The organism is Collimonas antrihumi, assembly GCF_018304965.1.
Lineage (GTDB): Bacteria > Pseudomonadota > Gammaproteobacteria > Burkholderiales > Burkholderiaceae_D > Collimonas > Collimonas antrihumi.
On sequence record NZ_JAGQED010000018.1, the window covers coordinates 21158 to 43675 of the forward strand.

The following is a 22518-nucleotide window of genomic DNA, read 5'->3' on the forward strand; positions in this document are numbered from 1 at the left end:
TAACGCCATGACACCTACATGCACTACGCTCTAGATCTGCGCACCTTTATTTTTAGTCATTATTTCTATACTGGTTTGCGGATCGCCACGGGTGTGGTGGGGCTGACCATGCTGGTGCTGCAGTTCAGCGACCTGCCGACTGCGATGACGGTTTGTATCGGCGCCTTGTCGACCAGCCTGATGGATTTGCCGAGTTCGCTGCGCCACAAATTCAACGAAATGCTGTCGAGCGTGCTGTTGTGCACCGTGGTCACCCTGATCATCAGCTTGTGCGCGCCGTTTCACTGGCTGCTGAGCTTCATGCTGGTGGTAGTGACTTTCCTCGCCAGCATGATGGTGGTGTACGGTAAAAAGGCTATGCCCTTGCAATTTGCCGCCTTGTTCGTGATGACTTTGTCGATGGAAAACGCCATGAACGTGGAGCAGGCGTTTTTCCATACCGGCTTGTTCCTGGCGGGCGGCCTGTCTTATCTGGCCTACTCGATGGTGGTCTCCTGGTTCCTGCGCAGCCGCATCAAGCAGCAGGTGCTGGCCGAAGCCTTGTTTGAACTGGCGCGCTATATCAATATCAAAGCCGATTTCTACGATATGCATGTCGACCTGAACAGCCAGTTCAATCTCCTGGTGCGCCAGCAGATCGTGCTGGCGGAAAAGCAGCAGGCATCGCGCGACCTGATCCTGCGCGATCCCAGGAACCAGGAAGATGCGATCCTGGTGCAGGTTCATTTCGGCATGTTCGATCTGTATGAACACATTCTCTCGACCCACACCGACTACGCCATCCTGCGCCAGCATCTGGCCGATGCCGAAGTCCTGACTTATCTGCGCGACCTGGTCGACAAGGCGGCCAAGGATATCGAAACGATTGCCTACGCAGTCACCCGCAAGCGCGCCTCATTCGCCAGCATCAGCTACAAGGCGGAGCGGCGTTCGATCGAAAGCGAACTGCAGCAATTGCAGCAGGACAGCCTGGCCGGCAAGGTGTCAGAGGATGCGCTGGACATCCTGCGCACCACCTACGGCAAAATTTGCGATGCGATCGATATGATCGGCCAGCTGCACCACGCCACGCAAAGCGTGCAAGGACCGTTGCCGGTACTGCTGGGCAAAGACATGACGCCGTTCCTGACGCAGCAAAAATACCAGTTGGGCGTGCTGGTTGCCAATCTGCGCTGGCACTCGCCGACATTCCGCTTTGCGGTGCGTGCCGCGCTGGCGATTTCCTGCGGCCTGCTGGCGGCCGATGCCCTGCCCTACGCCGGCCACGGTTACTGGATCGTGCTGACGATTGCCATCATTTTGAAGCCCAGCTTCAGCCAGACCAAGCAGCGCCGCAGCGACCGCCTGATCGGTACCCTGATAGGGTGCGTGGCGACTGCGCTGATCTTGCGCTTCGTGCACGAGCCGATTGCATTGCTCGGCTTTTTATTCATGGCCACAGTGGCGGCGCCGGCATTCATCTACGTCAAGTATCGCTACACAGCAATCGCCGCCAGTATGCAGATACTGCTGCAAATCAATCTGGTGATCCCGAGTAGCGGCCATGTCATCGGCGAACGCCTGATCGACACGCTGATCGGCGCGGCCATCGCTACCGCATTCAGCTTCGTCTTGCCAAGCTGGGAATATCGCACGCTGCCGCAGTTGATCCGGAATGTCCTGAAGAGCAACCAGCGTTTTCTGGACGCCAGCAACCAGCTCATGCAAGGCAAGGCGCGGGACGACTTCATCTACCGTATCTGCCGCAAGCGTTTTCTCGACAGCATGTCCGAACTGGTATCGACGCTGGTGCGCATGCTCGACGAGCCGGTCAGCAAGCATCGCGCGGTGGAAAACCTGAATCAGTTCATTGTCCAGAATTATCTTGTCATGGCGCATGTGGCGGCCCTGCGCATGCTGTTGCGCCGCAACGCTGAAGGCATGCCGCATGAAGCGGTCAATCTGGAACTGGATGCGGCGACTGCACGGGTCGGCAAGACCTTGGGGCTGGCGGAACTTGTACTTAATCCGAACGCCCCCTTGCCACCCTCCGATGGCGTGCCGATCGCCTCGCAAGAGATCGATGCCGGCGCCCAGGCGGAAAGCTGGCCATCGTGGCACCCGCTGCTGCAGCGGGTAGAGTTACTCTGTCAGGACAGCGAAAAAATCGCCGTCAACAGTGCGGCGATCGGGCGGATTCTGGCGGCATGACGGCGATATGCAACGCGAGCGGTCAAGTTAGGTCGTTTAGTTTTAGTCTGAAGCTACAGGTTTTTGTCTACGTCGTCGTGTTCGCCGCAAATCCTCATGTACGCCGTTTCTTCTTCATAAGTAAAACTAGCTTTGTACGTATCATTTGTTGTCAAATGAATAGAGTACACAGGAACTTTTTTATTTTGATCTAAGGCGGATAAAACTTGTTTGTTGGTTAGAGCGTGTAGATGTAACTTCGCTGGCGCGTTGTCAATATCAAGCAAGATGAGTTCACTCAAGGCACGCTTAGCTTCCTTTAATACGTCTGGCTTGAGTTTCCTGAATGTTTTTTGAAATATAGGGTTGCCATAATTTACTGCGCGAATCTGCCTTACCTTGCTCATGCAGAAGCAATAATTTTATCTAACAGGCGATCAGATTCCTCTTTTGAATGGGCGGTATAGTCATTCAGTCTTTTGGCATAATTTGCGTCGTGCTCAGCAATTGCCCATTGCAGTTGATTTGCTTCATCATATTGCTCACTCATCAATTCCAGGATCGTGTTTAGTTCAAGATGGATTTTTTCCACAGCATCGCCAAATCGGGCCATTTCGGTAGCGGCTTTCAGGATTTGGCCACGGTCAGCATGTAAAACCTGCTTCAAATCCTCTATCTTGCCCCGCAATATCATTTCAGGATCAATAGGTTCGGGATCTGTATTTTGTCGCACTTCCAATACGGAAATTTTTAATTTCCCACAAACGTCCGCCGCGATAGAAGATGCTTTCTTCAATCTTGGCAAAAGAAAATAGTTTCCAACGAAAGCGATAGATCGGGGAAGGCCGAGGAGAGTCTTAGGTGAGGACATTCGTTCAACGCGCTTTGCAGATTCCAGAGCGTCACGAATGGCTATATTCATCGATGCAATTTGCATGCTTTCCTCTCGGCTTCCAAATGGGCTGTACGTTTCACAACGTTCGATTGAAAATCATACTACAGATTCAAATTTTTCCAGCTGTGCGTTCATCCAGCTTCCCTGTATCACTTCCCTGTATCACATGAGGTAGGCGACTTTTAAGAAAAAACTTATTCAGTTTCTCCCGATTAAGACGACCAAAGCATATGCATCTGAAATTTCCATGTAGTATTATTTTCATGTGGAAATTCATTTGCGAATTTCCCCGTCTTTAATGGAGTAAAAATGAAAATCTCCCTATCAAAACTCGCGGTCGCATCTGCCCTGTTAGCTCTGGCTTCAAGCGCCATGGCCAGCGCCAACGGCGGCACCATCCAATTCTCCGGCCGCATTGTCGCGCCGCCGTGCAGCACCGGCAGCTTCAATGCCGGACAGTTGAATCTCCAATGCGACAATCTCAGCGCCTTCGCTGTCTCGTTTCAGCGCGTTGGCAGCAATGCAAACCCTGCCGCTACGACAATCACCTTGACGCGCGATGGCAAACCGTTGGGAACAGAGGAAGCGACCTCTTACCAGATGGTCCTGCGGGGACATACCCAGCTGGGCCTGTCTGCCAAGGCTCCGGCTGCAGGCGCCACTCTTAGCCCGGTCATGATGACTGTCACCTATCTATAGACAACGCAAAACAGTGCAATAAATTGATGGATCAATCCAGCCGCAGCGTTTCCGCCACGCTTTGCGGCTGGTCAGTCTCGGAACCGGGCTTCCGGCAAACCACGCACATCAGGCAGGCGTAACTGGAGCACTCCCCCTGCTGCCGGCTCGGCCAGCAAGGCAGCATCCGATAGCGATTCACGCGCGCTGGTTATGTACAACGTATCCAAAGCCGCCCCGCCAAACGCCACGCAACTAGGCTGCGCTACCGGCACCTGGACGATGCGCTCAATGCTGCCGTCCGGCGCGTAACGCAGCACACGATGACCGCCCCACCGGGCATTCCACAGATAACCAGCGCTGTCGATAGTTGAGCCATCCGGTTCGCCCGGCTGCTCCTGCAAGTCGGCAAACAGGCGATCGTTGCCGATCGTGCCGGCATCGGTGTCGTAGTCGCAGCAACGAATCGTCCTGGTGGGCGAATCGCAGTAATACATGGTGTGTCCATCCGGACTAAAGCAGATGCTGTTACGTCTCCTTGAAATTATTATGAATTCATCCACTGCAGGACCGCACGCGGTAACCAGGTAAGCATGACGACGCTGGACCAGCGTGAATGTGGGCTCATAGCAAGGATTGCTGCGATATCGATCCAATGAATTTTTACGCCACATCAATACTGTATTTGGTATCATTTTGAGAGCTTCACCGTGGCGGCAAAGCCGGTGGAGCGAAGTGGATCAAAGGTGGATCCAATAAATGGCGTACAAAAAAATCAACTAATAAGACGACAATGCCTACCAACGACACCAACTGGTTTCTGCGCGCACGCCTGAAAACCCGGCAGCTGCTTTTGCTGATAGCACTGGATGATGAGCGCAATATCCATCGTGCGGCGGAGGCGCTCAACATGACGCAGCCGGCCGCCTCCAAGCAACTCAAGGATCTGGAAGACATGCTGGATGTGCAGCTGTTCGAGCGGCTGCCGCGCGGCATGCGGCCGACCATCTATGGCGAAGCGATGATCCGCCATTCGCGCATGGCGCTGACCAGTTTGTCGCATGCGCACGACGACATCACGGCGCTGAAGTCCGGCCTGTCCGGGCAAGTGAATGTCGGCGCGATCCTGTCGCCCGGCATGGTGCTGCTGCCGCCGGCGATTGCACGGCTAAAGCAGCAGGCGCCGATGCTGCGGATCGGGGTCGAGGTGGAGAGCAGCAATATCTTGCTGGAGCGGCTTCAGCGCGGCTCGCTGGATTTCCTGGTGGCGCGCATCATGGATCAGGATGACAACCACAATCTCGACTATGAAGAGTTATCGGACGAACCGGTATGCGCAGTGGCGCGAGTCGATCATCCCTTGCGCCATGTCACCAACCTGCAGTTGAAGGATATCGCCGATGCCGGCTGGATCCTGCCGCCCAAGGGCAGCATCTTGCGCCATCGGGTCGACATGATGTTTCACAAGGACGGCCTGGCGCCGCCCGCCAACGTGGTCGACACCACCGCGATCCTGGTCATCAGCAGCCTGTTGCAGCAAACCGATTTCCTGCACGTGATGCCGGCCGAGGTGGCGCGCTTTTATGCGCAGGTGAACGTACTGGCGATACTGCCGATCGAGTTGCCGTGCAAGATGGATGGCTTCGGCATCATCACCCGGCGTCTGCAGATACTTTCCCCGGGCGCGAAAATCCTGCAACAAACGATTCGTGACGTCGCGGCGCAAATCTACTAGAGTAGAGACGTTAGCCCCGACGGCGACGGCAAACATCATGATCCGGGGCGGTCAATAAAAAATCAGAAAAAAGGGGATGGTCGATGTTAACCAAATTAGCAAAATACCGATTTCCGGCTTTAATTGCAGCCGCCTTCTTTGTTTGTAATGCTGGCGCACAAACGTCCGTGACTGAGGTACGTGCGCCAGCGGAATCAAGCATTCCAGCCGGCCCCAGGGGAGCCGCGATTCAGGAAGGCCGGAAACTGATGAACGAGACCCATCAGCGCCTGCCCAAAAATGTCGGGAACGGCCTCAATTGCACCAATTGTCATCTGGCTGGCGGCGCCACGGCGAACGCATCGCCGTGGGTCGGTATCTGGGGAGTTTTTCCGGAATACCGCGCGCGTAGCGGCAAGCTGATCTCCTTGCAGGAAAGGATCAACGATTGCTTCGAGCGTTCGATGAATGGCAAGCCGCTGCCATATACGTCGACGGAAATGACGAATATCCTGGCTTACATGCAGTGGTTGTCGACCGGCGTGCCGACTGGCGTAAGCGTGGCGGGAAGAGGTTTCGGAGCGATCGACCAGAAACTCAAGGCGGATCCGAACCACGGCAAGCAGGTGTATGCAGACAAATGCGCGAGCTGCCATGGTGCAGACGGAGCAGGCATGAAAAACGGCGAACACGGCTATACCTTCCCGCCGCTATGGGGAGCAGACTCCTTCAACGACGGCGCCGGCATGGCCCGCACCTACACGGCGGCGGCGTTCGTCAAACACAATATGCCGCTGGGCCAGGGTGGCACCTTGACGGACCAGGAGGCGGTGGATGTATCGGAATTCTTCACCCATCAGCCGCGACCGGTCTATCCCGGAAAATCACATGACTGGCCGCTGGGTGATAAGCCGAAAGATGCGCGCAGCTGAGCGCTCAAGCCCAACCTGCATCTACGATGAATTCCTGCGCGGTGCACATCGCGCTATCATCTCCGTTCGACAAATCACGGATTTACCAAGCCGACGTGTCGGCTATCTTCAATGACTTAACAACAATGGTCGCCAAGAAATCCATGTTCTAAATTTTATTAAAAAAATAACTATACTTACCAAAAAAACCATACATGCGGCAGGGGAAGTTGACGTATTATTAATTTTAATAATTTGTCATCCTACCTGGAGTTGCCGCCACTATGTTTACTTCCCCACGAACACTGAGTGTAAAAAGCGCAGCCATCCCAAAAATAATGGGACAACCGGCGTTAGTCGCTGTGAGCATCAAGGGCACTGAGGCGCTCAATAATCTCTTCATTTATAAGATTCTGCTTAAAACCCCAGATGATATGCTCAATTTCGGCCCGGCAGCCGATCATGATCTCGCCGCATTTGAACGGCAAGAACTGACGGTAGAAATACAGTTGGATGGCGCGGGCAGCTTTATCCCGGGCATGCCCGGTAGCAGCGGTTCGGCGAACGTAGGCGCCGGCATCCGCGAAATTTCCGGGATCATTACGCGTGCCACAATGCTGCGGCAAGTCGGGCGCCATGCGTTTTATGAACTTACGCTGGAACCTTGGCTGAGACTAGCTGATGACAACGCCGATTGCCGGATTTTCCAAGACAAATCCGTTGTCGACATTCTGGATGAAGTGTTATCCAAATACACCTTCTCGGTCGACAAGCGTCTTTTTGACGACTACCCCAAGAGAGATTACGTTACCCAATATTCGGAATCGGATTTCACTTTCTTCAGCAGATTATGCCAGGACGCCGGCATAAATTATTGCTTCGAACATACAGACGGTAAGCATCGCCTAGTGCTATCAGACAGCAATTCATCGCATCGACCGTTTCACAGCGAGGCCTATCACGCACTTAACTACTTTGACGAAAAGCCGCGCATCGACCAGGAATACATCCATACATTCTCACCGTCGCAACGCTTGACACCCGGCCGCTACACTACACGCGATTACGATTACACCCGGCCGAGAAGCACACTTGAAGTAACCGACAATGACCCGCGCGCGTCCGACCATAATGCCGAGGTCTACGAATACCATACCGATGCACATTATGTGCAACCGAAAGCCGGCCCTCAGCAGGCAACAAATGATCCTTTGGACGAGGGCAGGAAAAATGCCCGCATACGGATGGAACGTTTACGCAACGACGTTCAGCGCGCCAGCGGTTCTGGCCACTTGCGTGCCGTGGTGCCTGGTTGCACCTTCAAGCTGGGCCGTCATCCGTCGACTCAAGCCAACATTGAATATTTAATCGTCGCCACGCACTTCGAAATGGAGGAAGTCGGACAAGCGACCCAACCTCAGGATAGCGGTTCACAACAGTTCCGTGTCAATGTCGATTTTGAAGTGGTGCCGTTGCGTGGCGGACAATATCGCCCCGAACGGGTCACACCAAGACCGGCCATGCACATCCTCACCGCCATCGTCGTCGGGCCGGAGAATGAACCGCTCTGGACCGACAATCTAGGCCGGATCAAGGTGCAATTCCAATGGGATCGTCTGGGGCAAAGCGATCAAAACAGCAGTTGCTGGGTGCGGGTTTCCAGTCCATGGGCGGGCAATCAACTGGGCGCCATCCACATTCCCCGCATCAACCAGGAAGTCTTGATCGATTTCATCAGCGGGAATCCGGATTTGCCGATCTGCACCGGGCGCGTACACAATACGCTCAATACGCCGCCCTGGTCGTTGCCCGGCCAAAGCGCACTATCCGGCTGGCGCTCACGCGAGCTCAGCAAAGACGGCGGCAACAGCGCCGGCGGCCGAAGCAATCATCTGATCCTGGACGACACTGAAGACAAGATACAAACACAACTCAAGAGCGATCATCAGCACAGCCAGCTCAGTCTCGGCAATATCACCCGCATTGAAGACAACGCTGGTCGCAAAGATCCGCGGGGTGAAGGTTTTGAGTTGCGCACCGACGGCCATGGCGCGATACGCGCCAAGGATGGTTTGATCATCACTACCGAAGCGCGGAACAAGGCGCAAAGCCATATCAAGGACATTGATGAACCGGTGCAGCGGCTGACGCAAGCACGTGAACAACAGGAAAGCCAGGCTGATCTCGCTCAGCAACATCAAGCGCAAGAAAACGGCGTCGATCAGAGTGATGTCTGCAAGGCTATCAAGGCGCAGAACGATGCGATCAAAGGTAGCGGCGGTGATGCGAAAGCTGGGAATTTCCCGGAACTGACAGAACCACATCTGGTTCTTGCCAGTCCTGCCGGAATTGAAACCACGACGCCGAAATCGACCCATATCGCCAGCGGCGAGCATATTGCGTTGACCAGCGGCTGGCATCTATCGATGGCTGTGGGTAAATCGCTGTATGCCAGCATTGCCGATAAGTTGTCGGTATTTGTCCATAAACTTGGTATCAAACTGATTGCCGCCAGTGGCAAAGTGCAGATACAGGCGCAGAACGACGACATGGAACTGATCGCCAAGAAGGTCATGGACATTATCAGCGCCACCGACTGGATCAATCTGAAAGCCAGGAAAGGGATTCGCCTGCAAGGCGGTCACAGCGAGTTTGTCATCGGTGGCGACGATGACGGGATCATCGGCCGCACGCCTGGCGTGTTCCACGTGTGGTCGGCAGATACGCAGACGTTTGGACCGAAGAGCGTTCCTCTTGCCTTACCTACATTTCCACAGTCCGTATGCAAAGAGTGCATGAGCGCAGCCATGGCAGCGCGTTCGGTCGCTGGCTCCCCTACTCTTTGACGACTTACCTGAAAGAATAACCCTATGTATTTCGGCGTAGATCCACACCACCCTGAATTAAACAGCCTGATCCAGACAACTATCAGCGCGACCATTGAAAGGCACGGCAAGCTCCGCGTGTATGCGCTGGTCGACGGCGTCTTTGACGATAATCTAGGCCGCCAACTTTGGGCGCTCAGCAATCAAACCGATACCGGTGTCGTCTCGCTGTATGACAACACGGTGTTAAGCGGGTATGAAGAATGCGCACCGTTTCTGATGAATCTGTCGCCGGAGAATCTACCAAAGTTACTCAAGTTCAGTGTCGACAAACCGATGCTGAGCGTTCTGCAAAGCCCGTTGTCCCTCGGGGCGATGCAACAGCACTTTGCAGGTTTTTTACAGATACGCACAACTTCCGATGGCGTGCGCATGCCGCTGCGGTTTGCCGATGTCATGTGCAGTCAGAATGCGCTAAAGATGTTCAATGATGCACAACACAGTGCGTTCTGTTCCGGCTTCACGGCATGGCATTTGATTAATCGCAAAGGCACGCTTACCAGCGTCGACGGCACTTGTCTGGACGCTGCTACCTATATCCGGCCCGCTGTCGGCGAAGGTAATGCCATCGATATCACCGACAGACAGTACGTTGACCTAATCAATGGTGGCGAGGCGGATTTCATCCTCTGCGATCTCGCCAAGAAAGCGTTCCCCGTGGTCGCGGAACGCACTCCTTCAGTCCTGTACAGCATGATCAGTGCGCTATTGAAACAGTTGACCGTGTACCGCATTAACAATGATGCGGAGAGATATGCGTTGGTTACACAAGCCATCATGCTTCCCGAACGGGAACAGGCATTGACCTTGTTGGAGGACGCGAAAAAATATGGCGTGGAGATCGCGTTGCAACGTGCTGCTTCAGCACAGTGATCGAAAAAATATTGAAACGAAGGAAATTCATGCACATCAGATATTCACACTTACTCGCCGCGACGCTGGCACTCAGCGGCTGTACGACTACAACACAGAACACGGGGCCGGAAGCGATCTCCAAGCCATCCATGGTTGTCAATATTCCGATGACCCCCGTGTCTATCGGATGTTTGAGCCATGACGGCGCTCCTCCCATTACTTCATTTTACGTTCAAGAACCATTTAGCAAGCAAATGCTAGGGGGACTCAGTTGCGGCGGAAGTGGTGCTTTTGGCTACATGCTCCCCTTGACATGGCAACCCGGCATGAAAGTTAAGGTGCGCTGGAAACCGAATGCACGCGATTGGATAGAAAAAAACACCACGATTCGGCGCTATAACGAAGCCGGAGATATTTTTGTTCATTTTTTTGCAAACGATGAGGTACGTATAGTCTCAGCTGCCCGTTATGGTGCCCAAAATCCAAACCATCCAATTCTTAAGAGTCTGACAATCGCCCCACCGGAGGAAGAGTAAATGAGCGAACCGATTCTCTCCGCGCCACCGCGCATTTCAAGTTCCGCAACAGAAGAAATGACGCCAAAAACTGTCAACGTGGCTAGTCGCATTCTTAAAGACCAACAGCCCACCGTCAACGCTCCCCCTTGCCAAAAATTGATCAATATTGGTTTGTTTTTCGATGGCACCAATAACAACATGATTCGCGACATGCCGCAACAATGTCATACCAACGTCGTCAAAATGTTTAATGCACATAAAGATGTCAATGAAAAAGGAGCGCTACAAGAACCAGGGCACTACAAGTTTTATGTCCCCGGTCTCGGTACACGTTTTCCTGAAAACCTCGAGTGGCGCGAAACCACAGATGGGAAAGCCTTTGGTAAAGGTGGCCAGGCTAGAATTTTATTTGCGCTACTTGAAGTCTATAACGCGATTTACCGGGCATTTAGCGAAGATGCCTTTATGTTCAGCCGACAGGAAATTACCGCCAAAATCCAGCAATACGCTAAAGACATCGAAACCAACGACCCCTTGGGTGATCCAAAAACTCCGCGTCCAACTCGCCGAAGTTGGTTTGACGAACTCAGCAAAATACTCGACGAAAAATTAAGCAAGGCACGTCAAGACAGGCAGCAACCAGTTATTCCAAAAATTACACTGAACGTATTCGGCTTTTCTCGCGGCGCAGTCGAAGCCCGGGCTTTTTGTTACTGGTTTTCTGATGTTCTGAAAGACGGAAAACTTGCCAGCATGCGTGCCGAAATTAATTTCTTAGGCTTGTTCGACAGTGTGGCGTCAATTGGCCCAGCGAATTCCGCATCAGAAACGACACCGCTTTTCTTTGCTGACGGTCACTTTAGCTGGGCCAAGGAAATCCGAAAACCTTTACCTGGCTGTGTCAAAAAAACTGTGCACTACGTCGCGGCCCACGAACAACGTCGCAACTTTCCGCTCACCCGCGTCAAAGGTAATGATGTCACCGAATATATGTATCCAGGCGTGCACAGCGATGTCGGCGGCGGTTACAGTCCGGGTGATCAGGGCCGGGGGATGACAATGGGCACAATGCTCTCGCAGATACCGCTGCTACATATGCATCGAGCAGCGACTACGGCTGGAGTACCCTTGCTGTCCCATGCACAAATGCCGTCGGATTTAACTGCCGATTACGATCTTAGTTCCGATCTGAGCGAAGCCTGGAATTTCTACATGAAAGCTCTCGATTTCAAACCCGAAGCAGATTTCAAGATCGAACCGAACGGAACTGTAATGGGAAGTTATCACGCCATGGTACGAGAGCATATGCGCCTGTTTTATAGTTTCCGACGCAGATATCTGAACGAGTACCAGAACATTCCTTCGTTTTCCAAAGCCAGCAAGCAGGACCAGGAAGACCTGAATAGTTACAACGAATTGTTAAAAGGCGACCTGGCGGTCTTGCGCGGGCGAGAAAAAAATGCAACGCGGTACGTTAGTGGCATTTCTGATCGTCACATCACTCACGCCTCGAAAGAAGCCCAGTTCGCGAATGCCTGGCAACGGCTGCTCGCGGGTACCAGCGTCCCGCCGGGCAAGAACGAGATATGGGCATTGAAACAATTCGATCAAGCGACGGACTCGACCGAGCCGCACTATATGTCGCTATTGATCAATCAAGTGCACGACTCGCTGGCATCGTTTTATCTGGCCGGTTACTCGTCTGATGAAGACAAGGCAGAAAAGCTACTAACGCTGGCACGGAAATACAGTAAGCCGGGGCAAGCGCCTTCCGGGTCTTACGACAGGCAAGTGTGGGATGCGTATCAACAAGACCCGGTGGCCATGGATATCGTAAAACAACGGATTGATGCGTACAACGACGTCGACAAAACTGGCGGCCTCCGCCTGGAAAAATTCCAGGCGCTGAATTCCGCCAATCAGCAGACACCTTTCACCCAAGAGGAACAAGCCGTGCTGGCTAAATGTTTTCCGCTACAAACCGACGCTGATACCGGGCAATTGCTCAATCCTTTCATGAGAACCCAAACCGGAACCCGACGCGAAGGCAGCGGATTTTTGCGGCAACGTGTTGTATTTGAATAATAGAACACGCCTGAGCCTTGGCTCAGGCAATTCGCAGTGACAACCTTGAGCAGAAACCTTTGATGACAGACACTACATCGGACTCCACATTGTATGCGGGCATTAATCATGACGACGCCAGCTATGACGAATTTGCATGGGAAACCAGTATTGCATCTCGGGCGTCGGCGCATGCTTCGGTCGAAGCCCCCTCACAAGCAATCAGGGATGCCGGCGTAACTGAAGCAAAGATCAACGCCATCGCCAGCGAGGCTATGGAAACGACCGAGCAGCTACATTATAGGCAGGAGAAGATCATTGCCGCCCGCAATCCCTTATATCAAGCGGCCAAGCCATTATTGCGCACACTGGCGGATTTACCGGACACACATTTTGACAGCCGCATCCGAATCGAAACCTTCCGTCGTATCATCCAGTGCGAGGTAAGCAATTTTGAGATGCTATGCACCCGGGCGAACATCGATCCCAAACATGTAAAGACGGCGAGTTATTGCCTATGTACCGCCATCGATGAGGCTGCCAACAGCACGCCTTGGGGTGGCGGTACAAACGGTGAACTCGGCCCGTGGGCGTCAGGCATGCTGGCGCAATCCCAGCACAGCGATAGCGAAGGCGGTCGGAAATTCTTCTTGCTGATCGGAAGGCTGTCAACGGCACAGCCGGAACAGCATTGCGATTTGCTGGAAGTGATGTATCACATCCTTTGCCTGGGTTTCCAGGGTCAATATCGCAGCGATCCAGATGGCCCGCGCCATCTCGTCGCAATACGCAAGCATCTGGATACGCTGATTACAGCTGGCCGCGAGCCAATTCCATCGGCGTTGTCACCTCACTTGCAGGGCGTGGCACCGGACCGTTTTCAGGCCTTCCGCAGCATTCCAGTGCGGGTCTCGGCCACCGTGATGACGCTGGTGGTACTGGTGACATGCGGGTATTACAAATACCAGTTAGTGGAAATGACCAACAAGGTGGTCGACAACATCGTTGCCATCAGCGCGATGTCAGCACCACCGGCAACACCTTCCCCAACCAGGTAATAAAAAAAACGACCACAAAACCGCAGACGGAAAATGCCTGAATTAAAAACCGAGAACACGAATTTTCTGGGACGACTGAAAAATGACTAACGTAAATACACCGATGAAAAAAGCCAAAAAAATCTTATTCGCAACAATCACCGTACTTGGCATAACTCAATTAGCCATGAGTCGCGACCTACCTGCTACTGACGATTCGGAATTGCAGCACCTAACTACTCCAATTGCCGCTGCTGGCTTTACAGAAGCGCGAGCAATTAGCGCGAATGGCAAGGTTGTAGTTGGCAGTGCTGATTTTAAGGGAGCGGAATGTCGTTGTGATTCTGATGCTTTCGCATGGTCGAGCACAACTGGCATGATCGATATCAATCAAGGTGCAGTTCCTTGGTCATGGGCAACTGCCGTAAATGCCGATGGATCCGTTATTGTTGGATTATTGCAATACGCGGTGGAAGAACGTTCGCGCCCGTTTAGATGGACCGCCGAAACCGGTCTCGTTGATTTGACAAAAGCCAATCCGCAATTAGAAAACTTTTATCCTGTAGCGCTCAGTGCCGACGGAACGATCATGGCGGGTAGAGTGCGCCTATTAAATCAAGGTGCTCGCACACGAGCCGCCATCGTGTCGAATGGAGTGCTCACCTATCTGGGATCACCGCAAAATACAAGGGAAGATTCCGATGTTACCGCAATGACACCGAATGGTGACATTGTGGTCGGCCATATAAATGCGGATGGTACGAGTAATCGAGCTTTTCTATGGAAAAAAAATGAAGGAATGAAAGACATCACCACAATCAAAGGCCATTTTTTATCAAGTTACGCAACTAACGTAAGCGCAGACGGTTCTACCGTCGTCGGATCGGTGTTTGCCGATGGAGTTAATCACGCATTCCAGTGGACAGAAAAGAATGGCATGAAAGACTTAGGAGCACTTACTAATGATGAAGACGAAAAATTGGAAGCCATAGCTGTCAGTGGAAACGGCGCACTTGTCTTTGGAATATCTTCGAGACGTAGTGTCAGCGAAAGACGTTTATTTCAATGGAGTGTAAACAAAGGCATGGTGGACTTAGGGCCGGCACCCGGCAACATTGACACGTCATATATCGCAGGAACGTCATCTGACGGCAGTATTTTGACTGGAACGATTTCTCGCGGCGGGTTAAAAAATGCTTTTGTGCTTGATTTGAGCAAAATTGGCAAGTCGCAGGAATAACAATATCTATCAAGACCAAGCAATCAAGGGAAACGACCATGAAAAACGCAGAAGGCAAGTCAGTAATCCGGCTGGGCGATAAAACCGATCACGGCGGCGAAGTGATCAGCGCGTCCACGATGAAGGCCATGGGTATCGCCGTGGCGCAAGAGAGTGACATGACACGCTGTCCCAAATGTAAGGGAAATTTTCCGATTCTGCCCAAGGGTAACGGCCGCAGACATATGGGGAAACTGGTGGCGCATGATGGCGACGAAACGGGCTGTGGCGCAAAACTGATCGCCTCTTTTTAATAGTGGTAAATATTGTTGCTGCATAAGCGCAATGAACTGGAATAGTTAAAAGCACGCATGACGAATCAATCCCGAGACATTGCCTCACCCGTACCGCCGCCATCCGACACAGCAACCCCGATACCGGACAAATCATCTGACGACGCCATCCTTAAACAAAAAAAGACTCCCAAAAAGAAAGCCAACTCCGATACGCTCGATCCCGCTCTCAAGAGTGCTCTCGACAAATTGGATGGGGCATTCCAGCGCTCTTTGATGCGGCTTAGAAGCATGCGTGGCGCCCGTGGTTTGCGACGTCTGTGGGAAGGAAATCGCCACGTGTACGCGGGACCTTGGTACCTGGTGATAGGTAAACACGGCGTTGGAAAAACGAGTGCTCTGCTCAATTCCAGTCTGACATTTCCGCCGTCTGGCCGCATATCGATCGCTTCCGATTCATCGAGCGCGCAAAACCATGCCGGTCATGCCGATTGGTGGTTGTCCGATTCTATTGTGCTGATCAACGCCCCCGAACGATACGTCGTACAGCAAGTTGCTGCTGCGAGGGACAATGCAGAATGGCTTGGCTTTCTGGGCCTGCTGCGCAAATACCGCAGGCGCACGCCGATCAACGGTGCATTGGTGATGCTCGATGTCGGTGAGTTACTAACTCAGAGCGAGTCTGACCGCCTGGCCTACGCGGATCAGCTGCGCGCACGGCTGCATGAACTGCGCATCGAATTGGGTATCCGCTTTCCAGTCTATGTGATCGTCACCAAGATGGATCTGCTGAAAGGCTTTACCGATTACTTTCATTCGCTCACGGCCGAAAACCGGGCGCAGGCATGGGGCTTCACTTTGCCTTACGTTAAGACCGGGGGCAAATACACCGCCAGGACTTCGCCGCTGGAAAACGAGCTGCAAAGTGAGTTGCAAACCCTGAGCCGGCGTCTTGACGACGGTTTGCAACGGCAACAGCGGGATGAACTGGATCATGCCCGGCGCCGGGCCTTATCAGCGTTGCCGCAGGAATTCGACAGCTTGACGTCCCTACTGACATCCATCCTTGGCGCGATATTTTGTGATAGCAGCTTTGACAATACGCAAACGCGTCACTCGCTACGTGGAATCTACTTCACCAGCGCTGCACAAGGAGAACACCGCATTCCAGCGGATCAGCTGACGCCGTTGCAACGTCAACTCACAGCTGAAAACGACGAAAAAGATAAGACAAACTCCGCAACACACGACGCGCACCGGGCTAATCCAGAAGCGAGTCCGACAAGCGGCAATCGCGGCTATTTTCTGAGCGACATGTTCAACAAGGTCATTATTCCGGAAGCGCATTTGGCACGCCCCAACTTGCGCAGAGTATTTCGCTTACGTCTGTTGCGTTGGATCGGCCATGCCAGCGCCGTAGTCATCGGATTTTGGTTGGTGACAGGACTGATCCTATCGTTCGGCAATAACTCTGCATATTTGCACGCAATCGCCGATAAGACCACCGATCTCATGCAACGCATGAACAAGCTGTTTGCTTTGCCAGATACCGAACGAATGTCAGTGGTGCCAGACGCATTGACGGCGGCACAGGAGTTGCCGCTATATCGTGGGTTGGATATCAAAGCGCCGTCAACCGGATTTGCTTACGGCTTGTACAGCGCGCCGCCTGTCGCCGCAGCAGCGCACGACAATTACGCAGCGTTGGGAGATCGCCTGCTGTTGCCGCAGATAATCAAACGCATGGAAGCGACCTTGGCGACAGCTGTCATCAACAAGGATGCCGAAACCGCGTATGACACCTTACGCGTGTATTTACAGTTGCACGACAAAGCCTACTTCAGCGCAGCCGATGTACAAGGATGGGTGGAAAAAGATTGGTCCTCGCCAGATAGCGTGGCTACGTTTGGCGGCCGAGCGTCCATGGCCGGCCATGTCAAACAATTATTTTCAGGGGAGCGCGTAGTGCAAGCAACTACGCCGCAAAATGCCGCCCTGGTCCAGCAAGCACGTGAGCTTTTGAATGGCAGCCCATCGACGCTACGTTTGTACGAACGTGCCAAAGCCGCCATGATGCAGGAAGCGCCGCGGGATTTTACATTGACGCGCGCGGTTGGGCCTGGGGCAAGCACAGTGTTCTTACGCATTTCAGGTGCGCCTTTAGATAAGGGGATTCCGGGCCTGTTTACCTATGACGGCTACCACCGGCTGTTCGATGTACGCTTATCCGAATTTGTGGCTAAAGCACAGGCCGACGATGCATGGGTAATGGGCCATCGCCATGCTGAACAAAAGCCGGCCGATGTCGCCAGATCCATGCGTGAAGATGATCCAGTGACACAAGCTATCCGACGTCAATACCTGGAAGACTATACCCGACACTGGACTACATATCTGGATGATATCGACGCTGTCAGCGGGAAGGATCTGAAAGCAGATATGGACGTCTTGCACACTTTGTCTGCGCAGGATTCTCCATTGGCGCGTTTAGCAAGAGCGGCAGCGCAGGAAACCACCCTGTCGCGGCCATTAGATATGCAGAGCGACAACAGAAACCTGCTTGATAAAGCCACTGAAGCTCTCAAGAAAAAAAGCCGGGGCGCATTGGGTATCAGCCCACAGGAACGACAAGAGAAAGAACTGGTCGATAACCATTTCACAATCCTGCGCGAAGTCGTCACAGGACAGCCTGAGATCGGGCAAGCAAAAACCGTGACCCTGCCCGCTCTGGCCAATGTCATGGCATTGCTGAACGAATATTACACGGTGCTGACGGTCGCCGACACCGCACTGGCGACCAACAGCGCTCCTCCCGCCAGAATCGACACTGCGATCAAGTTGGAACAGGCTAGCGTGCAATTGCCGGCGCCTTTCAAGCGCGTTCTGACAACATTGGAAGATAGCGGCAGCAAAAAGATATCGGATGGTACCTCCAGCATCTTCCGGGTTCAGGCACAACGCCAGGTCGACCGGATCAATGCGTTGATGACGAGCCAGGTCAGCGACCTATGCAAGCGCAGCATCGAAGGACATTATCCCTTTGCAGCGAGCGTCAATGAAGTATCGATTGAGAATTTTAGCCGCATGTTCGCCGCTGGCGGGGCAGCCGACGAATTTTTTCAGAACCAGCTAGCGTCGTTTGTCGATACCAGCAGCCGGCCATGGAAGTACAAAATTCCGGTACCGGCGAATCTTGGCGGGGCAATAGCCGTGGGAATGCAAGACGCAAACTTGACTGGCTCGGCGGCTCACAACGAATTACTCAAAGTACTAGCGCAGCAAGGCCCGAATCCCGATGCGTTTGCACGGATTCGTACCATCAGAGAGGCATTTTTCCGTGAGCCAGGCAGCAAACAGGTGGCGTGGAAAGTTGATGTCAAAGCTATGGACGTAGCTCCCACCATCACCACCTTGCTGATCAATCTCGACGGTCAGGTGCAGCGTTATTCACATGGCCCGGTACAGGCGCTGACCGTCAACTGGCCCGGTCCGCGTGGTGGAGTAATGGCGGAACTTACCGCGTCCCCACGCATTAGCGCGGAAACATCGACCATCGCCACGCAAGGGCCGTGGGCTTTATTGCGCTTGCTTGAACGCGGCACGCAGATCGGTTCGTCTGCAGATGGCCGGACGACGATGGAATTTCAGTTCGATACGCGCAAAGTGGTACTGGAAATGAATGCCGGTGCCACGTCGAATCCTTTCACACCCGATGTTTTGAAAGGATTCTCTTGCCCGGGAAGTCCTTAATGAGGTTCAAGCGACACTCAAGCCCAACCCGCATCGACAATGAATTCCTGGGCAGTGCACATCGCACTATCATCCGCCGCCAGGAACAAGACCATGCGCGCCAGATGCCACGGTTGCAACTTACCGGGTAGGCACTGGTTGCGCTTGATGTCTTCCTCTCCCGCCGCATCCAGCCACAACGCGACCTGCCTTTCAGTCATCACCCATCCCGGCGACACGGTATTGACGCGGATATTGTACGGCCCGAGGTCGCGCGCCAAGCCGCGTGTCAGGCCGACCACAGCCGCCTTGGCCGTGGTGTACACCGGATAACCGCCGTTCGACAGATGCCAGCTGATCGAGCTGAGATTGATGATCGATCCGCCGCCCTTTTTTTGCATGCCCGGTGCGATCGCCTGGCAGGTAAAGAACATCGGGCGCTGATTGATGGCGATCCGGTCATCCCAATAATCGACGGTTACTTTCGCCAGTTGATGGCGCTGGTCGTTGGCGGCATTGTTGACCAGCACATCGAATGTGCCTATCTCTTGCGCCAATCCCTGTATGGTCGTCTGCAATGCCGCAATATCGCGGATGTCGCAATGACGAAATAGCGGCTTGACCAGACCTGCTGCTGCCAGGCTTTCACACAAAGCCTCGCTGGCCTCCTTCTCGATATCGACGAAACCTACGCGCGCGCCCTGTTCCGCAAATGCGCTGACAATCGCCGCGCCGATACCGCTGCCGCCGCCGGTGATGAATACGTTCTTGTCTTTCAGGCTGGGGAAACGCGCCAGCTGTGCTTGTGCCATGTCGTTTACTGCCGGCATATCAACTCCTGTTCAATGTGGTGCCTGGAAAATCCGCTTACCTTACCTTACTTCAGTTTACTTGCCGCTCAACTGGCCATTGATACGCTGCCCGATCGCCAGCGGATTACTATCCTGAATCGCTGCCGGCAACAGGTCCTGCGGTATGTTTTGATATGAAACCGGCCTTAAAAAGCGCTGGATCGCAGCCGTGCCCACTGACGTCGTGCGGCTGTCCGAGGTGGCCGGGAACGGCCCGCCGTGAACCATGGAATAGGACACTTCGACTCCGGTCGGAAAGCCATTCGCCAGAATCCGGCCGGCCTTGCGCTCCAGGATCGGCAGCAGTCCGCGCACTGCCTGGTGATCGCCGTCGGTCATCTGCAAAGTTGCGGTCAGTTGCCCTTCCAGGTTCTCCGCCACCGCAAGCATCTCGGCCATATCGCGGCATGCGACCAGCAGCGACGCCGGTCCGAATATTTCTTCCGACAACTGCGGATCGGTCAGGAAATCCTGGGCGCTGGTGCTGAACAATGCCGGTACGCCGCTGCCTGCCGCGTCGCTGGCGACGCCTTGGCTGAGCTGACGTACGCGAGAGTTGGCGGCAAGACGGCCAACACCTTTTTGATATGCGTGATGAATGCCAGCCGTCAGCATGGCCGCGGCATTGCGCTGCGCCAGTTGCGTCGCGGCAGCCGTACTGAAGCGTTCCAGATCCGGTCCTTGCAATGCCAGCACCAGGCCAGGATTGGTACAGAACTGGCCGACGCCCAGCACCAGCGAATCGACAAAAGCAGCGGCCAGCGGTTCGGCCTTGTCGGCCAGCGCCTGCGGTAACAGGAATACCGGATTGATACTACTCATTTCGGCATACACTGGAATCGGCTGAGGACGCGCGGCAGCAGCCGACATCAACACCAGGCCACCTTGACGCGAGCCGGTGAAGCCGACCGCCTGTATCGCCGGATGCTGCACCAGTTCGATGCCGAGATCGTTGCCGATACCGGTCAATAGCGAAAATACGCCTTCCGGAAAGCCCGCTGCCGATACCGCTTTCTGCAGTGCCCGCCCGACCAGCTCTGAGGTGCCGGGATGGGCAGGATGGGCTTTCACCACCACCGGGCAACCCGCCGCCAATGCAGCTGCGGTATCACCGCCGGCGACTGAAAACGCCAAAGGAAAATTACTGGCGCCGAACACCGCAACCGGCCCCAATGCAATCATGCGCAGACGTAAATCGACCCGCGGAAAAGGTTGGCGATCCGGTAGCGCCGGATCGATCCGCGCATCCTGCCATGAACCTTCACGCAGTACTTCGGCAAACAATCTGAGCTGGCCCACGGTGCGGCCGCGTTCGCCTTCCAGCCTGGCGCGCGGCAAGCCGCTTTCACTCATCGCACGCTCTATCAGCTGATCGCCGAGAGCCAGGATATTTTCAGCGATGCTTTCCAGTAAGCGGGCGCGCGTCTCCGGATCGGTATTCCGGTAAGGATCAAAAGCGATCCGCGCCAATTCGCAGGCGCAGTCGACCTCGGCTTTGCCGGCGGTATGGAATGCTGGTTGAAGTTCGCTGGCGGTGGCGGGATTGAATGCAAAAAAGGCAGTTCCTCCGCCTTTGATATGAGAAGCGCCGATCAGCGATTCGCCTGTGATGTCCATGCTTTTCCTAACAATAAAATGGCTGTGGTTCAGAGATTCCGAATCACAGCGGGCGAATCCGCGGTGTCGCCAAAGTCTCGACTGCGAGCCGGTTACGCAACGGCGGCCCGAAGGCAGCCACGTCAATCTCGAATGTTTCTCCGGGTGCGACCTGGATGCCATCCGAGCAACTCAAGGTCGCCGTGCCGAAGAAATGGATATGGACATCGCCGGGGCGGCGGAACAGCGGGTATTTGAAGTGGTGATACTCCAGGTTGGCAACAGTATGCGACATATTCTCTTCGCCGCTGACAAACGGCTTTTCCCAACGCACCTGGCCATTGACACTGCGAATACGCGACATGCCTTCCACATGCGATGGCAAATCACCTATCAGCAAGGCGGGACCGACAGCGCAAACCCGCAGTTTGGAATGCGCCAGATACAGATAGTTCTGACGTTCGGTGACATGATCGGAAAACTCGTTGCCAATCGCAAAGCCGAGCCGGCATGGCGTGCCATCCGCAGCAATCACATACAGCGCTGCAATCTCTGGTTCTTCCCCGCCGTCCAGCGCAAATTGCGGCATCGTCAACGGTTGCTCGCCAGCGCAGACAATGCTGCCGTCGCCTTTGTAAAACCATTCCGGTTGCACCCCGGTCTGGCCGGGCTGCGGCTTGCCGCCTTCCAGGCCCATGCGGAACATTTTCATGCTGTCGGTCAGGGTATCGACATCGTTGATTTTCTTGTGCATGGCGTCGCGGCCGTCAGCGCTGCCCAGATGGGTAAGGCCGGTGCCGGTGACGTAACAATGGGCGCTGTCGCTGTGATCCAGCGGTGGCAGCAAGCGACCGGCCTTCGCAACTTCAGCGTAATCCAGAACAACAGCTCCCAACCCGGCGCTGGCCACGCTTTGCAACGAACTATTGCTTTCGATCGCTGCTTGCGCCAACTCGTAGGTTGAGGCATAACCATCCACTACATGGATTTTCCGGCCTTCATCTTCCAGTACCCCGATCCGACGCTGTCCGTCGGCCAGTTTGAATTGAACCAACAACATGTATTTCCCCGTTCTTGTAGGGTGGGCAAGATTTTTTGCCCACG

Annotated in this window: 18 protein-coding genes; 12 read left to right on the plus strand and 6 right to left on the minus strand. The window is 54.1% G+C overall.

Going from position 1 to position 22518, the window contains the following annotated elements:
* Positions 1-18 precede the first annotated feature (18 nt).
* Entirely contained in the window at positions 19-2190 is a 2172-nt protein-coding gene (locus KHU29_RS15070; protein WP_211453591.1) for an FUSC family membrane protein, read from the plus strand.
* Between the two features lie 53 nt (positions 2191-2243).
* Here the strand turns inward: KHU29_RS15070 and KHU29_RS15075 are convergent, their stop codons facing one another.
* Together KHU29_RS15075 and KHU29_RS15080 are read right to left on the minus strand one after the other, a co-directional pair.
* Entirely contained in the window at positions 2244-2576 is a 333-nt protein-coding gene (locus KHU29_RS15075) for a hypothetical protein (RefSeq protein ID WP_211453592.1), read from the minus strand.
* A complete protein-coding gene (locus KHU29_RS15080; protein WP_211453593.1) occupies positions 2573-3106 on the minus strand; it encodes a hypothetical protein in 534 nt (177 codons plus the stop codon). Before KHU29_RS15080 ends, KHU29_RS15075 begins: the two co-directional genes overlap by 4 nt.
* Positions 3107-3373: 267 nt before the next feature.
* Here KHU29_RS15080 and KHU29_RS22245 point away from each other — a divergent pair, with 267 nt between their 5' ends.
* Positions 3374-3763 (plus strand): hypothetical protein, encoded by a 390-nt coding sequence (locus KHU29_RS22245; protein WP_246542083.1) that lies wholly within the window; start codon positions 3374-3376, stop codon positions 3761-3763.
* 71 nt (positions 3764-3834) lie between these two features.
* Here KHU29_RS22245 and KHU29_RS15090 read toward each other — a convergent pair whose 3' ends face one another.
* On the minus strand, positions 3835-4437 hold the full coding sequence (locus KHU29_RS15090; protein WP_343216062.1) for an SMP-30/gluconolactonase/LRE family protein: 603 nt from the start codon (positions 4435-4437) through the stop codon (positions 3835-3837).
* Between the two features lie 98 nt (positions 4438-4535).
* Between KHU29_RS15090 and KHU29_RS15095 the strand changes: the two genes are divergently transcribed.
* The 10 genes from KHU29_RS15095 to tssM all read left to right on the plus strand — a co-directional run bounded on the left by KHU29_RS15095 (position 4536) and on the right by tssM (position 18988).
* Positions 4536-5477, plus strand: coding sequence for a LysR family transcriptional regulator (locus tag KHU29_RS15095; RefSeq protein WP_211453594.1), 942 nt, complete (start codon positions 4536-4538; stop codon positions 5475-5477).
* Between the two features lie 248 nt (positions 5478-5725).
* Positions 5726-6388, plus strand: coding sequence for a c-type cytochrome (locus tag KHU29_RS15100; protein WP_246542085.1), 663 nt, complete (start codon positions 5726-5728; stop codon positions 6386-6388).
* Between the two features lie 263 nt (positions 6389-6651).
* Complete coding sequence (locus KHU29_RS15105) at positions 6652-9213, plus strand: type VI secretion system Vgr family protein (RefSeq protein WP_211453596.1); 2562 nt, start codon at positions 6652-6654, stop codon at positions 9211-9213.
* Between the two features lie 24 nt (positions 9214-9237).
* Entirely contained in the window at positions 9238-10125 is an 888-nt protein-coding gene (locus KHU29_RS15110; RefSeq protein WP_211453597.1) for a DUF4123 domain-containing protein, read from the plus strand.
* Between the two features lie 29 nt (positions 10126-10154).
* Positions 10155-10643, plus strand: a complete 489-nt coding sequence (locus KHU29_RS15115; RefSeq protein WP_211453598.1) for a DUF3304 domain-containing protein — start codon at positions 10155-10157, stop codon at positions 10641-10643.
* Positions 10644-12710, plus strand: a complete 2067-nt coding sequence (locus tag KHU29_RS15120; protein WP_211453599.1) for a phospholipase effector Tle1 domain-containing protein — start codon at positions 10644-10646, stop codon at positions 12708-12710.
* A gap of 62 nt (positions 12711-12772) precedes the next feature.
* Positions 12773-13747, plus strand: coding sequence for a type IVB secretion system protein IcmH/DotU (icmH, locus tag KHU29_RS15125; RefSeq protein ID WP_246542091.1), 975 nt, complete (start codon positions 12773-12775; stop codon positions 13745-13747).
* Between the two features lie 82 nt (positions 13748-13829).
* Positions 13830-14966, plus strand: a complete 1137-nt coding sequence (locus tag KHU29_RS15130; protein WP_211453601.1) for a hypothetical protein — start codon at positions 13830-13832, stop codon at positions 14964-14966.
* Positions 14967-15004: 38 nt separating this feature from the next.
* Positions 15005-15259 carry a PAAR domain-containing protein gene (locus tag KHU29_RS15135; protein WP_211453602.1) on the plus strand — a complete coding sequence of 85 codons (255 nt, stop codon included), beginning with the start codon at positions 15005-15007 and terminating at the stop codon, positions 15257-15259.
* 57 nt (positions 15260-15316) lie between these two features.
* Entirely contained in the window at positions 15317-18988 is a 3672-nt protein-coding gene (tssM, locus tag KHU29_RS15140; RefSeq protein ID WP_211453603.1) for a type VI secretion system membrane subunit TssM, read from the plus strand.
* 17 nt (positions 18989-19005) lie between these two features.
* On the opposite strand, the gene KHU29_RS15145 is transcribed toward tssM, so the two are convergent.
* The 3 genes from KHU29_RS15145 to araD1 are packed head-to-tail and all read right to left on the minus strand — an operon-like array spanning position 19006 to position 22474.
* On the minus strand, positions 19006-19797 hold the full coding sequence (locus KHU29_RS15145) for an SDR family NAD(P)-dependent oxidoreductase (protein WP_211453604.1): 792 nt from the start codon (positions 19795-19797) through the stop codon (positions 19006-19008).
* 57 nt (positions 19798-19854) lie between these two features.
* Positions 19855-21435: an aldehyde dehydrogenase (NADP(+)) gene (locus KHU29_RS15150; protein ID WP_211453605.1), complete on the minus strand. Its 1581-nt coding sequence runs from the start codon at positions 21433-21435 to the stop codon at positions 19855-19857.
* A gap of 43 nt (positions 21436-21478) precedes the next feature.
* The gene (gene araD1, locus KHU29_RS15155) at positions 21479-22474 is read right to left on the minus strand and encodes an AraD1 family protein (RefSeq protein ID WP_211453606.1); all 996 of its coding nucleotides are present in this window, start codon (positions 22472-22474) and stop codon (positions 21479-21481) included.
* Positions 22475-22518: the final 44 nt, after the last annotated feature.